The organism is Streptacidiphilus carbonis (assembly GCF_000787775.1).
GTDB classification, from domain to species: domain Bacteria; phylum Actinomycetota; class Actinomycetes; order Streptomycetales; family Streptomycetaceae; genus Streptacidiphilus; species Streptacidiphilus carbonis.
In genome coordinates this window covers 35,234-53,630 of the sequence record NZ_BBPM01000052.1, presented here as the reverse complement: position 1 = coordinate 53,630, position 18,397 = coordinate 35,234, and the positions used below count along the sequence as shown (strand labels likewise).

Sequence of the window (18,397 nt, the reverse complement as noted above, 5' to 3'; positions counted from 1 at the left end):
CCCGGTGGCCACCGGGACGCTGCGCCGCGACGACGGTGGGCCGGCCCGTTTGCTGGCCTCCCTGGCCGAGGTCCACGTGCACGGCGTTCCCGTCGACTGGCCGTCGGTTCTGCCGACGGGAGCCCGGGTCGACCTGCCCACCTACGCCTTCCAGCACCAGCGCTACTGGCCGTCGTCGCTTGCCGGAGGCGTGGGGAATCTGCGGTCGGCCGGCCTGAACTCGGTCGGGCATCCGCTACTCGGCGCCGCAGTGGAACTCGCCGACGGTGATGGGCTGGTGCTGACCGGGCAGCTGTCGCTGGCAGCGCAGCCCTGGCTGGGCGATCACCTGGTCGGTGGGACCGCGTACTTCCCCGGGACCGGCTACGTGGAACTGGCGGCCGTCGCCGGACACCTGGTCGGCTGCACCCGGATCGACGAACTGACCCTGAGTGCCCCGCTGTTGCTGCTCTCCGACGAGGAGGTGCAGATCCAGGTCACCGTGGGTGACCCGGACCAGGACGGTCTGCGCCAGGTGGAGATCTTCGCCCGGCCGGCGGACCTCGGGGGCGAATGGACCCGGCACGCGACCGGACGGGTCGGCGTGGTGACACCGGCCGATGCGGACGCCGACGACTTCGCAGTCTGGCCGCCGGCGGGCGCCGATCCGGTCCCGCTCGACGGCCTGTACGAAACGCTGGCGGCGGCCGGGCAGGGCATCGGCCCGACCTTTCAGGGAGTCGACGCGGTCTGGCGACGCGGCGACGACATCTTCGCGGAGGTGGCGCTGCCCGAGCAGGCGGCAGGCAGCGCGGCGGTCTTCGGGTTGCACCCGGCCGTTCTGGACGCCGCGCTGCAGGCGGTCCGGCTGACGCCGTCAGCCGAAGCGGGCCTGCGGATGCCCTACCTGTGGTCGGATGTGTCGCTGTACGCGGCGGGTGCGACGAGGCTGCGGGCCCGGCTGCGGCAGGACCCGAACGGCGCGGTTTCGCTGCTGGCGGTCGACGGTGCCGGGGCGCCGGTCGTCTCCGTCGGAGCGCTGGAACTGTGTCCGGTGGCGGCCGAGTCGGCACAGACGGCCGGAAACGCGCTGCGGGACGCGCTGTTCGGCGTGGAGTGGGTCCCGGTTCCGGTGTCGGCGGCACCAGTCGGGCGCTGGGGCGTGGTCGGCACCGACTCCCTGGGCCTGGCCGCAGGGCTGGCCGGGGCCGGGGTGGAACTCACCCTCTACCCGGACCTGGCATCGCTCACGGCGGCGGCCGAGTCCGGTGACCTCATGCCCGAAGCGGTGCTGGTCGGGATCGAGAGCGGGATGTCCGCCGACGGTGACCAGGCGTCGGCGGCCCGGCGGCTCACGGTCGAGGCACTGGAGGCGGCGCAGCACTGGCTGGCCTCGGAGCCGCTGCTCGACGGCCGTCTGGTCCTCGTCACCCGTGGGGCGGTCGCGGCGCTGCCGGGCGAGGACGTGGTCGACCTCGGGGCGGCGGCGGTCTGGGGGCTGCTGCGGTCGGCGCAGTCGGAGAATCCCGGCCGGTTCGTCCTGGTCGATCTGCCCGCAGGCGAGGACGCCGACGGGACATCGGAGCCGTCGGTCTCGGTCGGGGTGCTGGCCGGTGCGCTGGGCTCGGCGGAACCGGAACTGGCGATCCGGGAGCAGCGGGCTCACGGACGTCGCCTGGTCCGTGCGGCTGCCGTCCCGCCGTCGACCGAGCCCGACACAGCCGTGCGGATCCCCGGGACGGTGCTGATCACCGGCGGTACCGGAACCCTTGCAGGGCTGACGGCTCGTCATCTCGTGGCCTCCGGCCGGGCCCGGCAGCTGCTGCTGGTCAGCCGCTCCGGTCCGGCCGCGGCCGGGGCAGCCGTCCTGGCCGCCGAACTCGCCGAGACCGGCGCCGAGGTGCGGATCGCTGCGGCCGACGCCGCTGATCGCGACGCTATGGCCGGCCTGCTGGCCGGGCTCCCCGGGACGTGCCCGCTGACCGGCGTCGTCCACACCGCCGGGATCGTCGACGACGGCGTGATCGGATCGCTCACCCCCGAGCGCATCGAGGGGGTGATGCGGCCGAAGACCGATCCCGCCTGGATCCTGCATCAGTTGACCGAGGGTCAGGACCTGGACCTGTTCGTGCTGTTCTCCTCGGCCGCCGCCACCTTCGGTGGGCCCGGCCAGGGCAACTACACGGCCGGTAACGCCTTCCTGGACGGGCTGGCCGCCCACCGCCGGGCGCTCGGGCTGCCCGGCCTGTCACTGGCCTGGGGTTCGTGGGTCGCCGGGGCCGGAATCGGCCGGAACCTGAGCAAGGGCCTGCTGGCCCGCGCCACCGGCAGCGGCACCGCCGAATTGGGGGCCGAGGAGGGCCTGCTCCTGCTCGACCGGGCGTTGGGCCGGGAGGAGGCGCTGCTGGTCCCGTTCCGGCTGGACGTCGCGGCTCTGCGGACCGCGGCTGCCCGGGGCGGGGTGCTGCCGCCACTGTTGCAGGCACTGGCCGGACCGGTCCGTCCGGGCGTCGCGTCGGCCGCGAACACCGGCGGCGGGTCGAGTGCTCTGCATCAGCAACTGGCCCGGGTGTCGGCGGCCGACCGCGACCGCATGCTCACCCAGCTGGTCCGCACCCATGTCGCCGCCGTGCTGGGGCACGCCTCCCCGGACGTGATCGATCCGGACCGGCCCTTCGTCGAGCTCGGATTCGACTCGCTCACCGCAGTCGAACTGCGCAACCGCCTGAACGCGGCCACCGGCCTGCGGCTGGCCACCACCCTCGTCTTCGACTACCCCACCCCGGGCGCACTGGCCGGTCACCTCGGCGACCAGTTGGTCGGCGTCGGTGCGGCGGCCGCCTTGACCCCGGTGACCGCGGTGACCGGCGATCCGATCGCCATCGTCGGCATGGGCTGCCGGTTCCCCGGCGGCGTGGACACACCCGACGACCTGTGGCGGATGCTCAGCACCGGCGCGGACCAGATCTCCCGGTTCCCCGTCGACCGGGGCTGGGACACCGCCGCCATCTTCGACCCGGACCCGGAGAATCCCGGCACCTCCTACACCGACGAGGGCGGATTCGTGGACGGCGCGGGCGAGTTCGACCCGGCGTTCTTCCGGATCAGCCCGCGCGAGGCCATCGCCATGGACCCGCAGCAGCGGCTGCTGCTGGAGACCTCCTGGGAGGCGCTGGAACACGCCGGCATCGATCCGACCTCGCTTCGCGGCTCGATGACCGGCGTCTACGTCGGCGCCGCCGCGTCCGGGTACTCGGCCCTGGGCGTGACCGGCGACGGTGCCGAGGGGCACCTGCTCACCGGGAACGTCCCCAGCGTGATCTCGGGCCGGGTCTGCTACACCCTCGGGCTGGAGGGCCCGGCGGTGACGGTCGACACGGCCTGCTCCTCGTCCCTGGTCGCGCTGCACCTGGCCGCAGCCGCGCTGCGGACCGGGGAGTGCACGCTGGCGCTGGCCGGCGGTGTGATGATCATGGTCGACGCGGCCGAGTTCCTCAGCTTCGCCCAGCAGCGGGCCCTCGCCGCCGACGGCCGGTCCAAGGCGTTCTCCGCCGGCGCCGACGGGATGGGGCTCGGAGAGGGCTCCGGGATGGTGGTTCTGGAACGCCTCTCCGACGCCCGCCGGAACGGCCACCCGGTCCTGGCCGTGCTGGCCGGCAGCGCGATCAACCAGGACGGCGCCTCCAACGGGCTGACCGCGCCGAACGGTCCCTCGCAGCAGCGGGTGATCCGGGCGGCGCTGGCAAGCGCCGGACTCTCCGCCGCCGATGTGGACGCCGTCGAGGCGCACGGCACCGGTACGACGCTGGGCGACCCGATCGAGGCGCAGGCCCTGCTGGCCACCTACGGCCAGGACCGGCCCGAGGGTCGTCCGCTGTGGCTGGGTTCGGTGAAGTCCAACATCGGTCACGCCCAGCAGGCCGCCGGCGTGGCCGGGGTGATGAAGATGGTCCTCGCCCTGCAGCACAGCGAGCTGCCGGTCACCCTGCACGCCGCAGAGCCGTCCGCGCACATCGACTGGACCATGGGCGACGTCCGGCTGCTCACCGAGCCGGTGCCCTGGCCGGCGAACGGCCGACCGCGCCGGGCCGGCATCTCCTCCTTCGGCATCAGCGGCACCAACGCCCACCTGATCCTCCAGGACCCGCCGGTGGACACCGCCGTCCCGGCTGTGTCCCTCGCCCCGTCCTCGTCCCCGACGACGGCGTGGCCCGTCTCCGCGCAGACCCGGGACGGCCTGGCCGCGCAGGCCGAGCGCCTGATCGCGCGGGTCAGCGCCGACCCGGAGCTGGACCCGGCCGACGTCGGCTGGTCCCTGGCCGCCACCCGGACCACGTTCGAGCACCGCGCCGTCGTCCTCGGGGCGACCCGTGACGACCTGCTGAGCGGCCTGTCCGCGGTGGCGGCCGGCCAGCCGGCCGCCGGCCAGGTCACCGGCGTGGCCGCCGCTGCCGGTCCGACCGTCTTCGTCTTCCCCGGCCAGGGCTCGCAGTGGGCCGGCATGGGACGCGAACTCGCCCTCACCGACCCGGTCTTCGCCGCTCGACTGGCTGAGTGCGAGCAGGCGCTGCGTCCCTACGTCACCTGGTCCCTGACCGAGGTTCTGGACGGCGCGGAGGGCGCGCCCGGGCTGGACCGAGTCGACATCGTGCAGCCGGTGCTGTGGGCGGTGATGGTGTCCCTGGCCGCGGTCTGGCAGGCCGCCGGGGTGCGGCCGGACGCGGTGGTCGGCCACAGCCAGGGCGAGATCGCCGCCGCCGTGGTCGCCGGAATCCTCGGCCTGGACGACGCCGCGAAGGTGGTGGCACTGCGCAGCCAGGCGCTGACCGTGCTCTCCGGTCGCGGCGGCATGCTCTCGGTCGCCGAGCCCGTGGACCTGGTCGAGGCCCGGTTGGTCCAGTACGGCGACCGGATCGCGGTCGCGGCCGTCAACGGCCCGGAGGCGACCGTCGTCTCGGGCGACCACGATGCGCTGCGGGAGTTGCTGGCCGCCTGCGAGCGCGACGGTGTCCGGGCCCGGATGCTGCCGGTCGACTACGCCTCGCACGGCCCGCAGGTGGACGACATACGGGACGAGGTGCTGCGGCTGCTGGACGGGATCAGCCCGCAGCCGGCCACCCTGCCGATGATGTCCGCACTGACCGGCGAGCAGTTGGCCGGACCCGAGGCCGACGCGGAGTACTGGTACGCGAGTCTGCGCGGGTCCGTCCGCTTCGACCGCGCGATCAGGGAGCTGCGTCAGGGCGGGTACGGGGTCTTCATCGAGGTGTCGGCCCACCCGGTTCTCACCGCGGCCGTCGGCGCGACCTTGGAGGCCGCCGAAGCCGACGGCGGAGCCCGGCCCGGATCGACACCGGTCGTCGCCGGGACGCTGCGCCGTGACGACGGCGGCACCGACCGGATGCTGGCCTCGCTGGCCGAGGTCCACGTTCGCGGTGTCGCCGTCGACTGGCCCGCGGTGCTGGCCGGCGGGAACCGGGTCGACCTGCCCACCTATGCGTTCCAACACCAGCGGTTCTGGCCGCTGCCGCAGGCGGCGGGAGCAGGGGATCTGCGCGCGGCCGGACTGAGCTCGGTCGGCCATCCGCTGCTCGGCGCGGCGGTCGAACTGGCCGACGGCGACGGCCTGGTGATCACCGGACGGCTCTCGGCGCGGACCCAGCCGTGGCTGGCCGATCACGTTCTGGGCGGGACGGCGTTCTTCCCCGGAACGGGCTATGTGGAGCTGGCGGTGGTGGCCGGACACCTGGTCGGCTGCACCACGATCGACGAGCTGACCCTGGCCGCCCCGCTGATCCTGCTCCCGGACACGGAGATGCAGGTCCAGGTCACGGTGGGCGGCCCGGACCAGGACGGCCTGCGAGAGTTGGAGATCTTCGCCCGGTTGCAGGACGCCGGCACCGGGTGGATCCGGCATGCCGCCGGGCGGGTGGGCCCCACCGATCCGGCGGCAGCTCCGGATCCGGCCGATTTCGCGGTCTGGCCGCCGGAAGGCGCCACCCCGCTGGGAGTTGACGGTCTCTATGAATCGCTGGCGGCGGCCGGACAGGGTTTCGGCCCCGCGTTCCAGGGCCTGAACGCCGCCTGGCAGCGCGGCGGCGACGTCTTCGCCGAGGTGGCGCTGCCGGACCGGGCCGACACCGGTGCGGCGGCCTTCGGTCTGCACCCGGCCCTGCTCGACGCCGTACTACAGGCGGTCTGGCTGACGGCGTCGGCCGACGCGGGGCCGCGGATGCCGTTCGTCTGGTCGGATGTGTCGCTGTATGCGGCGGGTGCCACGAGGCTGCGAGCCCGGCTGCGGCAGGACGCGAGCGGGGCGGTGTCGCTGCTGGCGGTCGACGGCGCCGGGTCGGCCGTCGTCTCCGTCGGGTCGCTGGTGCTGCGGCCGGTGGCGGCTCACCCTTCGGGAGCCGAACAGGTGGTGCGGGACGCGCTGTTCGCTGTGGAGTGGGTACCGGTCCCGAGCGCGAAACCGACGGCTGCTGCCGGGCGTTGCGCCGTCGTCGGCAGCGACACCCTCGGCTTGGTCGAGGGTCTGACCGCTGCCGGAGCGGAGCCGGCTGCCTACCCGGACCTGCCCGCGCTGGCCGACACCGGTGATCCGGTACCCGAGGTGCTGCTGGTCGCTGTCGATACCGGCGAAGTCGGTGAGCGCGACGGCTTCAACCAGGGGCAGGCGGCCCGGCGGCTCACCAACGAGGTGCTGCTCCTGGTGCAGCAGTGGATGACGCTGGAGTCACTCGCCGACAGCCGGTTGGTGGTCGTCACCCGTGGAGCGGTCGCGGCGCGGGCAGGTGAAGGTGTGACCGACCTGGGGGCCGCGGCGGTCTGGGGTCTGCTGCGCTCCGCGCAGTCGGAGAACCCCGGCCGCCTGGTACTGGTCGACCTGCCCACCCACGAATCCCCGGACCCGATGGGTGTGCTGACCGGGGCGTTCGGCTCCGCGGAACCGGAGTTGGCCGTTCGGGACCAGCGTCTGCACGGACGTCGCCTGGTCCGCCCGGCCGATCCGACCGAAGGTGACGATGCAGCCGTCCGGGACCCCGGTGCGGTGCTGATCACCGGTGGCACCGGCACACTGGCCGGATTGACGGCCCGTCATCTTGTGGTCACCGGCCGGGCCCGGCTGCTGCTGCTGGTCAGCCGCTCGGGTCCGGCTGCCGACGGGGTCGCCGTCCTGGCCGCCGAACTCGCCGAAGCCGGCGCCGATGTGCGGATATCGGCGGCCGATGCCGCCGACCGCGACGCCGTCGGCGGACTGCTGGCGGGGCTCCCCGGGACATGCCCGCTGACCGGCGTCGTCCACACCGCGGGGATCGTCGACGACGGCGTGATCGGGTCGCTGACCCCGGGGCAGGTCGACGCGGTGATGCGACCCAAGACCGATGCGGCCTGGATCCTGCACGAGCTGACCAAGGGTCAAGAGCTGGACCTGTTCGTCATGTTCTCGTCCGCCGCGGCGACCTTCGGTGGCGGCGGCCAGGGCAACTATGCGGCCGGTAACGCCTTCCTGGACGGCTTGGCCGGCCACCGCAGGGCGCTGGGCCTGCCCGGCCTCTCGCTGGCCTGGGGAGCCTGGGTCGCCGGGGCCGGGATCGGCCGGAACCTGAGCCAGGGCCTGCTGGCCCGGGCCACCGGCAGCGGCACCGCCGAACTGGGCGCAGAAGAGGGCCTGGCCGTGTTCGACGCGGCCCTCGGCCGCGACGAGGCCCTGCTGGTTCCGTTCCGGCTGGACGTCGCCGGGCTCCGGGTGGCGGCCGCCCGCGGCGCAGCGCTGCCGCTGCTGCTGCACGGGCTGGCCGGTCCGATCCGTACCGGGGTCGCCTCGGCGGTCAACGCCGGTGCCGGGTCGGGAGCGTTGCGGCAGCAGCTGGCCCGGGTGCCGGTGGCCGAACGCGACCGGATGCTGGTCCAGTTGGTCCGCACCCATGTCGCGGCGGCGCTCGGGCACGCGTCGCCGGATCAGATCGAACCCGGCCGGGCCTTCAGCGATCTGGGCTTCGACTCACTCACCGCGGTCGACCTGCGCAACCGGCTGAACGAGGCCACTGGGCTGCGGCTGCCGGCCACCCTGGTCTTCGACTATCCGACGACAGCCGTCCTGGCCGGACACCTCGCGGCGGAGCTGCTCGGCGTGCTGGTCCAGGACGTGTCCGCGCCGGCGGTCAGCGCGGCGGAGGCGGGAGAGCCGATCGCCATCGTGGGGATGGGCTGCCGCTTCCCCGGCGGCATCCACGACCCCGAAGGACTGTGGGAGTTGCTCTCCGCAGGCCGCGACGCGATCACCCACCTGCCGGACGACCGCGGCTGGAACCTGGAGGCCCTCTACGACCCCGATCCGGACAAGGCCGGTACGTCCTACGCCCGTTCGGGCGGATTCGTGCACGACGCCGCCGAGTTCGACCCCGGCTTCTTCGGGATCAGCCCGCGCGAGGCCCGAGCCATGGACCCGCAGCAGCGACTGCTCCTGGAGATCTCCTGGGAGGTCCTGGAGCGGGCCGGAATCGACCCGGTCAGCCTGCGGGGATCGCAGACCGGGGTCTTCGCCGGCGGATCGTCCTGGGGCTACGGGGCGTCCGGTGGCGGTGGCTCCGAGGGGCACCTGATGACCGGGGCCTCGACCAGCGTGATCTCGGGACGGGTCTCCTACACCCTGGGCCTGGAGGGCCCGGCGGTCACTGTCGACACCGCCTGCTCCTCGGCGCTGGTCGCCCTGCACCTGGCTGCCTCCGCCCTGAGGTCGGGGGAGTGCTCGCTGGCCCTTGCGGGTGGCGTCACCGTCATGGCGACACCGGGGGCGCTGGTCGGCTTCTCCCGGCAGCGCGGCCTTGCCGAGGACGGGCGCTGCAAGGCGTTCTCGGCTTCGGCGGACGGCATGGGCATGGCCGAGGGCGCCGGGCTGATCCTGCTGGAGCGGCTGTCGGACGCCCGCCGCAACGGACACCCGGTGCTGGCGGTGGTCCGTGGCAGCGCGGTGAACCAGGACGGCGCGTCGAACGGGCTGACGGCGCCGAACGGTCCGTCCCAGCAACGGGTGATCCGGGCCGCGCTGGCCAACGCCGAATTGTCGGCCGCGGACATCGACGTGGTGGAGGCGCACGGAACCGGCACGACGCTGGGTGACCCGATCGAGGCACAGGCACTGCTGGCGACCTACGGTCAGAACCGGCCGCAGGATCGTCCTTTGTGGCTGGGCTCGGTGAAGTCCAACCTGGGCCACACCCAGAGCGCGGCTGGAGCGGCCGGCGTGATGAAGATGGTGCTGGCGCTCCAGCACCAGGAGCTGCCGCTCAGCCTGCACGCGGACCAGCCGGCGCAGAACATCGACTGGGAGGCCGGTGCCGTCGAGCTGCTGGCCGAGGCCAGGCCGTGGCCGGTGAACGGACGGGTGCGGCGCGCCGGGGTGTCCTCGTTCGGGATCAGCGGCACCAACGCCCACGTCATCATCGAGGAGGCCGCACCCCCGGCCGAGAGCCCCGAGCCGACCGCGCCGTCGGTGCTGTCGAGCGGTACGGCCTGGCTGGTGTCCGGGCGCACCGCTGCCGGTCTGGCCGAGCAGGCGGCCCGGCTGACCGACTTCCTGGGCACCGACGCGACCGCCAGGTCGGCCGATGGCGCGGAGATCGGGTGGTCGCTGGCCACCACCCGGTCGGTGTTCGAGCACCGGGCCGTCGTCCTGGGGCAGAGCCGGGAGGAACTGCTCTCCGGGCTGACAGCGGTCGCAAGCGGCCTGCCGACGGCCTCGGCCGTGACCGGGACGGTCCCGGCCGGTGGCGGCAACGGCCGGGTGGTCTTCGTCTTCCCGGGGCAGGGGTCGCAGTGGGTCGGCATGGGCCGGGAGCTGGCCGCGGCTTCGCCGGTGTTCGCGGCCCGGCTGGCCGAGTGCGAGCTGGCCCTGTCGGCCTTTGTGGACTGGTCCCTGGACGACGTGCTCAACGGCAGGGAGGGCGCGCCCGGCCTGGACCGGGTCGACGTGGTCCAGCCGGCCCTGTGGGCGGTGATGGTGTCGCTGGCGGCGGTGTGGCAGGCCGCCGGCGTGCACCCGGACGCCGTGCTTGGGCACTCCCAGGGTGAGATCGCCGCCGCCTGCGTGGCCGGGATCCTCAGCCTGGAGGACGCGGCCAGGATCGTGGCGCTGCGCAGCCGTGCGCTGACCGCGCTGTCCGGGCGCGGCGGCATGCTGTCGCTGGCCGAGTCCGCCGAGGCGGTCGCGGTCCGGCTGGGCCGTTGGGCCGGCCTGGTGGACATCGCCGCGGTCAACGGACCGGACGCCACCGTCGTCTCCGGCGTCCCGGAGGCCCTGGACCAACTCGCCGCCGAGTGCGAGGCGGCCGGGATCCGGGCTCGTCGGCTCCCGGTCGACTACGCCTCCCACGGCCCGCAGGTCGAGGAACTCCGCGAGGAGATCCTCGAGTTGCTGGCGCCGATCACTCCCCGGGCCGGGCGGGTGCCCATGGTGTCGGCCATGACCGGCGAGATCCTGGCGGGCACCGACGCCGACGCCGACTACTGGTACGCCAGCCTGCGCGCCCCGGTCCAGTTCGCTGACGCCGTCCGAGTGCTGGGCGACGCAGGGCACACGGTGTTCGTCGAGACCTCGGCGCATCCGGTGCTCACGACCGCGGTCCAGGCCACCCTGGACGACTCCGACTCCGACTCCGACCCCGACCAGCGGTCGCTGGTGGTCACCGGCACCCTGCGGCGGGAGGACGGTGGCCCGGACCGGGTCCTGGCCGCCCTCGCCGAAGTGCACGCGTACGGCGTCGTCGTCGACTGGGCCAAGGTCCTTCCGGCCGCGCGCCGGATCGCGCTGCCGACCTACGCCTTCCAACACGAGCGGTACTGGTACCGCCCGACCGGCTCCGGCGCCGGGGATGTGAGCTCGGCCGGGCTCGACCCGGTCGGCCACCCGCTGCTCGGCGCGGCGGTCGAACTCGCCGACGCCGAGGGGCTGGTCATCACCGGGCGGCTCAGCCTGGCCGAGCAGCCGTGGCTGGCCGAACCGGCGGCGGCCGCGACCGTCCTCACCGAACTCGCGGTGGTGGCCGGCTACCAGGTCGGCTGCCCCAGGATCGCCGAACTCGTCCCCGGGCCGCCGCTGGTGATCGCGGCCGGTGCGCCGCTGCAGGTCCAGGCCGCCGTGGGCGATCCGGACAGCGACGGGCAGCGGACGGTCGAGATCTACGCCCGACGCGCGCAGTCCGACGAACCCTGGACCCGCTATGCCCAGGGCCGACTCGCCCCGGACCGACCGGCCGACCCGGCCCTCGCCGCCGCCTTCGCGAGTTGGCCGCCGCCGGACTCGGTTCCGCTGATCGACAGTGATGGCGCCGCCGACGGCCCGCTCAGGTTCGCCTGGCGGGACGGCAACGACCTCCTCGCCGAAATCACCCTTCCCGACGGCTCCGGCTCGGCGACGTTCGGGCTGCACCCGGCGCTGTCGGCCGCACTCCTGGATGCCGTCGCCGTCGCCGGGGACGGCTGGCCGACCGCAGGTCCGGCCGAGACCATGCTCCCGTCCGGCTGGACCGGGATGACCCTGCACTCCGCCGGTGCCTCGACACTGCGCGCCCGGCTGAGCCGTTCCGCCGACGGACGGCTGTCGCTGGTCGCGGTCGACGCCACGGGCACGCCAGAACTGACGGTGGAGTCCCTGACGCTGCGTCCGGTCCCGTCCGAGAGGCTGCGGACCGGCGCCGACCGGCTGCGTGACGCGATGTTCGGCGTGGACTGGGTACCCGTGCCGGTTCCGGTGGCCGCCTCGGCCGGTCGCTGGGCCCTCATCGGTGCCGACCGGTTGGGCCTCGCCGGCTCACTGGCTGCGTCCGGGGTCGACGTGGAAGCGCACCCTGACCTCACCGCGCTGGTCGAGGCGCTCGAATCCGGCGATCCGGACCGACCGCGCCCGGAACTGGTGCTGGCCTGCATCGGTGACGAAGCTGTCGATGACGAGGGCATGGCTGAGGCCGCGCGCCGGACCACCGTCCAGGTGCTGGAGCTGGTCCAGCAGTGGCTGGCGCTGGACACCCTGGACGAGGCCCGGTTGGTCGTCGTCAGCCGCGGGGCGGTCGCCACCCGGCCCGGCGACGCGGTGACGGACCTTCCGGCCGCCGCTGCCTGGGGCCTGGTCCGCTCTGCGCAGTCCGAGCACCCGGACCGGCTGATCCTCGCCGACCTGCCGCCCGCCTCGACCGCTGCGGGCGACGAGACCGCTGCGTGCGAGGAGACCGCTGCGGCGATCGGTGTGCTCGCCGCCGCTCTCGGCTCGGGCGAACCCGAGCTGGCGATCCGGGCCGGCCGTGGTTACGGACGCAGGCTGGTCCGCCCGGCCGCTGCCCCCGCGCCGGCGAAGCCACGCGATCCGGCCGGGACCGTGCTGATCACCGGTGGCACCGGCACCCTGGCCGGTCTGGTCGCCCGGCACCTGGCGGTGACCGGCCGGGCCGGCCGACTCCTGCTGGCCAGCCGCAGCGGCCCGCTGGCCGTCGGCGCTGCGGGCGTGGCCGCCGGCCTCGCCGAAGCGGGAGCCGAGGTGCAGATCGTCGCCTGCGATGTCGTCGACCCGGTCGCCCTGGCCGGGCTGCTGGACCGGATCCCGGCGCGGACCCCTTTGACCGGGGTGGTGCACGCCGCCGGGGTGCTCGACGACGGCGTCATCAACTCGCTGACCGCCGACCGCATTGACGCCGTCATGCGGCCCAAGGCGGACGCCGCCTGGCACCTGCACCGGCTCACCGCCGGGCTCGACCTCGACTTCTTCGCCATGTTCTCCTCGGCCGCCGCGACCTTCGGCGCCGCCGGGCAGGGCAACTACGCGGCCGGGAACGCCTTCCTGGACGCTCTGGCCGCCCACCGCCGCGGCACCGGACTCACCGCGGTCTCGCTGGCCTGGGGCCTGTGGGCCGCCGCCAGCGGTCTCACCGGCCATCTCAGCGCCGGCGACCGCGAGCGGATGACCCGCGGCGGCGTCGGCGCGATGTCCGCCGAAGAAGGGCTGGCGCTGCTGGACCAGGCCCTGGGCCTGGACGACGCCCTGCTGGTCCCGGCCCGGCTCAATGTGGCCGCTCTGCGCACCCAGGTCGCGCAGGCCGGTACCAACGCCCTGGTCCCGGCCCTGCTGCGGACCCTGTCCGGCGGGTCCAACCGCGCGGTGGCGGCGAGCGGGACGGTGGGTCAGGCGCTCCGGGCGCAACTGGCCGGCCTGTCCCGAGCCGAGGCGGACCGCACGCTGGCCGACCTGATCCGCACCCATGCCGCGGCCGTGCTCGGACACGCCCCGGCCGAAATGATGGAGAGCGGACGGGCTTTCCGGGACGTCGGGTTCGACTCGCTGACCGCCGTCGAGCTGCGCAACCGGCTGGCCGCCGTCACCGGGCTGAAGCTGCCGGTGACCCTGGTGTTCGACTACCCGACGCCGACGGTGTTGGCCGCCCAGCTGCGCGTCCAGCTCCAGCAGCAGGGACGTTCGGGACAGCTTGAGGGAGTGGGACCCGAACTTCCGGCTGTGGTCGCGGCGGCACCGGACGAGGCGATTGCGATCGTGAGCATCGGCTGCCGGTTCCCCGGCGGCGCCGACAGCCCCGACCACTTCTGGGATCTGCTGCGGAACGGCACCGACGCCGTCGCCGGATTCCCGACCGACCGGGGCTGGGACACCGACGCCGTCTACGCGGCCGGTGCCGACGGAGCGGCCTCCTCGACCACCCGACTCGGCGGATTCCTCTACGACGCAGGCGAGTTCGACCCCGCGTTCTTCGGGATCAGCCCCCGCGAGGCACTCGCCATGGACCCGCAGCAGCGGCTGCTGCTGGAGGTCTCGTGGGAGGCGCTGGAACGCGCCGGGATCGACCCGGCGACCCTGCGGGGCAGCGCCACCGGAGTCTTCGCGGGCGGATACGGCGGGTCCTGGTACGGCATCGGCCGCGAGGGCTACGGGATCACCGGCAGCGCGGGCAGCGTGATCTCCGGCCGGGTGTCCTACGCCCTCGGGCTGGAGGGCCCGGCAGTGACCGTGGACACGGCCTGCTCCTCCTCCCTCGTCGCCATCCACCTGGCCTGCCAGGCGCTGCGGTCCGGCGAGTGCACGCTCGCACTGGCGGGCGGCGCGACGGTGATGGCGACGCCGGGGCTGTTCACCGAGTTCTCCCGGCAGGGCGGGCTCGCGTCCGACGGCCGTTGCAAGTCCTTCAGCGCCTCGGCGGACGGCACCGGCTGGGGCGAGGGCGCCGGGATCCTGCTGCTGGAACGAGTCTCAGACGCGCAGCGCAACGGCCACCGGATCCTGGCCGTGGTCCGCGGCAGCGCGGTGAACCAGGACGGCGCCTCCAACGGGCTCACCGCGCCCAACGGTCCCTCCCAGCAGCGGGTGATCCGGGCGGCCCTGGCCAACGCTCGGCTGCGGGCCGGCGATGTGGACGCGGTCGAGGCGCACGGCACCGGCACGGTGCTGGGGGACCCGATCGAGGCGCAGGCGCTGCTGGCCACCTACGGGCAGGGTCGGCCGGAGGGCCGACCGGTGCTGCTGGGATCGGTGAAGTCCAACATCGCTCACACCGGCGCCGCCGCAGGTGTGGCGGGTGTGATCAAGATGGTGCTGGCGCTGGAGAACGAGGTCCTGCCGCGCACCCTGCACGCGGACCAGGCGTCCCCGCACGTGGACTGGGCCGAGGGCGACGCCCGGCTGCTGACCGAACCGACGCCCTGGCCGGCGGGCGTGCGTCCGCGCCGCGCCGGAGTGTCCGCGTTCGGGATCAGCGGCACCAACGCCCACCTCATCGTCGAGGAGACACCGGGTGATCCGGCAGCCCCGGCGCAGCCCGGAAGCATCGCCGACCGGCCGGAAGTGCTGCGTGACGCCCCCCTGGCGTGGCTGCTCTCGGCCCGGACGGCAGACGCCCTCGCCGCGCAGGCGGGACGGCTGGCGGGTCGGGTCCGTGCCGGCGAGGGCCTGGACCCGGTCGATGTGGGCTGGTCGCTGGCCACCACCCGGTCCGTGTTCGAGCACCGCGCCGTGGTGCTGGGAGCCGGACCGGCTGAGCTGCTGTCAGGTGCGACGGCACTGGCTGCGGGCAGGTCGGCGGCCCATGTGCTCGCGGGCGCGGTCCCGACCGGCCGGGCGAGCCGGGTCGGCTTCCTGTTCGCCGGCCAGGGGGCCCAACGGGCCGGGATGGGACGCGAGTTGTACGCAGCGTCCCCGGTGTTCGCGGCCGCGTTCGACCGGGTCGTCGATGTGCTGGAGGCCGAGCTGGGGCTGGCCGTCCGGGACATCGTGCTCAGCGCCCCCGATGTGAGTGGTCTGAACGGCTCCTCGGGCTCGGGCGACCCCGTGAACGCGGCGCTGGCCGATCAGACGGTGTTCGCCCAGACCGGCCTGTTCGCGATGGAGGTCGGCCTGCTCGCCGTCCTCGCTGCGGCCGGGATCGTGCCGGATGCGGTGGCCGGCCATTCGGTGGGCGAGATCGCGGCGGCGCACGCGGCGGGAGTGCTGAGCCTTGAGGACGCCTGCGCGCTGGTGGCGGCCCGGGCCCGGCTGATGCAGGGGCTGCCGCTGGGCGGGGCGATGGCGGCGATCGAAGCGGGTGAGGCCGAGGTGCTGGCCGGCCTGGAGGACGTGGAGGGGGTGTCGCTGGCGGCGGTGAACGGGCCGACGTCCGTGGTCGTCTCGGGTGACGAGGCTGCCGTCGACGCGTTCGTGGAGATGTGGCGGGAGCGGGGACGCCGGGTGCGCCGGCTGCGGGTGAGCCATGCCTTCCACTCGGCCCGGATGGATCCGGTGCTGGACGAACTGGGAGCTGTGGCCGGTCGTCTGCAGCATCGAGCGCCGACGGTGTCATGGGTGGGATCCCTGACGGGCGCTCAGATCACGGCCCCGGACGCCGGATACTGGCCCGCCCAGGCCCGGCAGCCGGTCCGGTTCGCGGACGCGGTGCAGGTGATGGCCGATCAGGGCGTCTCGGTCTTCATCGAGATCGGCCCGGACGGAACCCTCTCCGCGATGGGATCGACAGCGCTCACCGCCGCCGACGACAGCGGGCAGGGCGACGACACGGAGTTCGTGCCGATGCTCCGTCCCAAGACGTCGGCCTCGACCTCGGTGCTGACCGCCCTCGGCCGCGCCCACATCCGGGGAGTCGACCTGGACTGGACCGCGGTCCTGCCCGTCGGGCAGCAGATCGAGCTGCCGACCTACGCCTTCGCCCGCAAGCACTTCTGGGCTGGGACGGCGGCGGCTCCGACCCCGACCGCGGCGGGTAGCGGCACGGCGGCGGAGGCGCAGTTCTGGGCCGCGGTCGAGCACGGCGATCTGGCCGCACTGGCGGGCGCACTGGATGTGGACGCGCAACGGCCGTTCAGCGAGGTGCTGCCGGTCCTGGCGTCCTGGCGGCAGCGCGACCGCGAGGAGTCGGCAGTCGCGGACTGGCGCTACCGGATCGCCTGGACGCCGGTCCCCGACCCGGAATCGGCCGCACCGACCGGCACCTGGCTGGTGGTCACCGGTCCGGCCGGCCTCGGCGTGGCCGAGGAGTGCGTACGGGCGCTGACCGCTGCGGGGGCGGAGACCGTCCTGGTCCCGGTCGCCGCCGGGGCGACCCGGGACGCCCTGGCGGCCCGGATCGGCGACGTGCAGACCGGGCCGGTGGCCGGGGTGCTGTCCCTGCTCGCCCTGGACGAGGCACCGCTGGCCGACTGCCCCGAGGTGTCGGCCGGTCTGGCCGGGACGGTGGGCCTGGTGCAGGCGCTGGGGGACGCCGACGTCGCCGCGCCGCTGTGGGTGCTGACCCGGGGCGCTGTCGCGGTCGGGAGTCAGGAACTGCTGACCCGACCGGTCCAGGCCCAGGCCTGGGGGCTGGGCCGGGTGGTGGGCCTGGAGCATCCGGACCGTTGGGGCGGGCTGATCGATCTGCCGCCGGTCCTGGACGACCGGGCCGCGGCTCGGCTGGCCGGGGTGCTGGCAGGGTGCGGCGAGGACCAGGTGGCCGTACGGGCGACGGGCGTTCTGGCCCGCCGGCTGGTACGGGCCCGCAGTCCGCTCGGGGTGGCGGGTTCGGCCGGCCTGTCCGGATCGCCCGTCGGAACGAACCTCACGCGGGGGAGCGTGCTGGTCACCGGCGGAACCGGGGCGATCGGCGGGCAGGTGGCCGACTGGCTGGGCGAGTCGGGCACGGCGCGGGTGGTGCTGTGGAGCCGCTCCGGTCCCGGAGCGCCCGGGGTCGCCCGGCGGGCGGCGCGGCTGGCCGAAGGCGGAACAGCGGTGGCGGTGCTGGCCGGTGACGTCGCACAACGGACCGACGTGGCCGGGCTGCTGAGCTGGATGGCCGCCGACGGCCCTGCCCTGACCGGGGTGATGCACACCGCGGGCGTGGTGGACGACGGAGTGCTGGAGGGCATGACTGCGACGCGGCTGGGCGGGGTGCTGGCGCCGAAGGCCGGTGGGGCGGTCCACCTCGACGAGTTGACGGCCGATCAGGACCTGTCGGCGTTCGTGCTGTTCTCGTCCGCGACCGCGACGTTCGGTGGCGGTGGGCAGGGCAACTACGCGGCGGCCAACGCGTTCCTGGACGCCCTGGCCGAGAACCGGCGCGGGCGCGGCCTGGTGGGCACCTCGGTGGCCTGGGGGGTGTGGGCCGGCGGCGGGATGGCCGAGGCCGACTCCACGGTCCGCGGCCGGGTGGGGCGCGGTCCGCTCCGGGCGATGGATCCCGAACTGGCGCTGCGGGTACTGGGGCAGGCTCTGCGGGCCGCCGACGGCGTGCTGAGTGTGATGGACGTGGACTGGGCCCTGGCGGCGTCGGCGATGGGCGATCTGAGGCAGGTTCCGCTGCTGCGGGAACTGCCCGACGTCCGCGAGCTGGTGCCGGCCGCCGGTGCCGGTCCAGAGCCGGTCGCGCTGGGAGAACTGATCACGCGACTGGCGGCCGAGACCCCGGCCGAGCAGGACCGGATCCTGACCGACCTGGTCCGGGCCGAGGTCGCGGCGGTGCTCGGGCACGAGTCCGCGGACAGCGTCGGCGCCGAACAAGCCTTTACGGACCTGGGCTTCGACTCGCTGACCGCGGTCGAGCTGCGCAACCGGCTGTCGATGGCCACCGCTCGGCGGCTGCCCGCCACGCTGATCTTCGACTATCCGACCCCGGCCGGGCTGGCCCGATACCTCAAGGCGGAGCTTCTCCCCACGCTCGGCGTCAGCGGCTCCGAGAACGGCGAGGAGGCCGAGCTCCGGAAGGTGCTGTCGTCGGTCCCGCTCAGCCTGTTGCGGAGTGCCGGGCTGCTCGACTCCCTTCTCGCGCTGGCCGGTGCCACGGACGGAGAGCCGGGGCCGGACGAGGAGGCCGTGGGCATCGAGGAGATGGACGTGGCCGACCTGATCAGGATCGCCCGCGACCGGGCCGGCTCCGAGGATCTCCGCTGATGGCCGCCG

1 pseudogene is annotated in these 18,397 nt (G+C 74.4%); it reads left to right on the top strand.

The window, feature by feature from the left end:
- Nucleotides 1–241: 241 nt before the first annotated feature.
- Nucleotides 242–18,388, top strand: a pseudogene (locus TR46_RS43795) (type I polyketide synthase); the annotation flags it as partial.
- Nucleotides 18,389–18,397 lie beyond the last annotated feature (9 nt).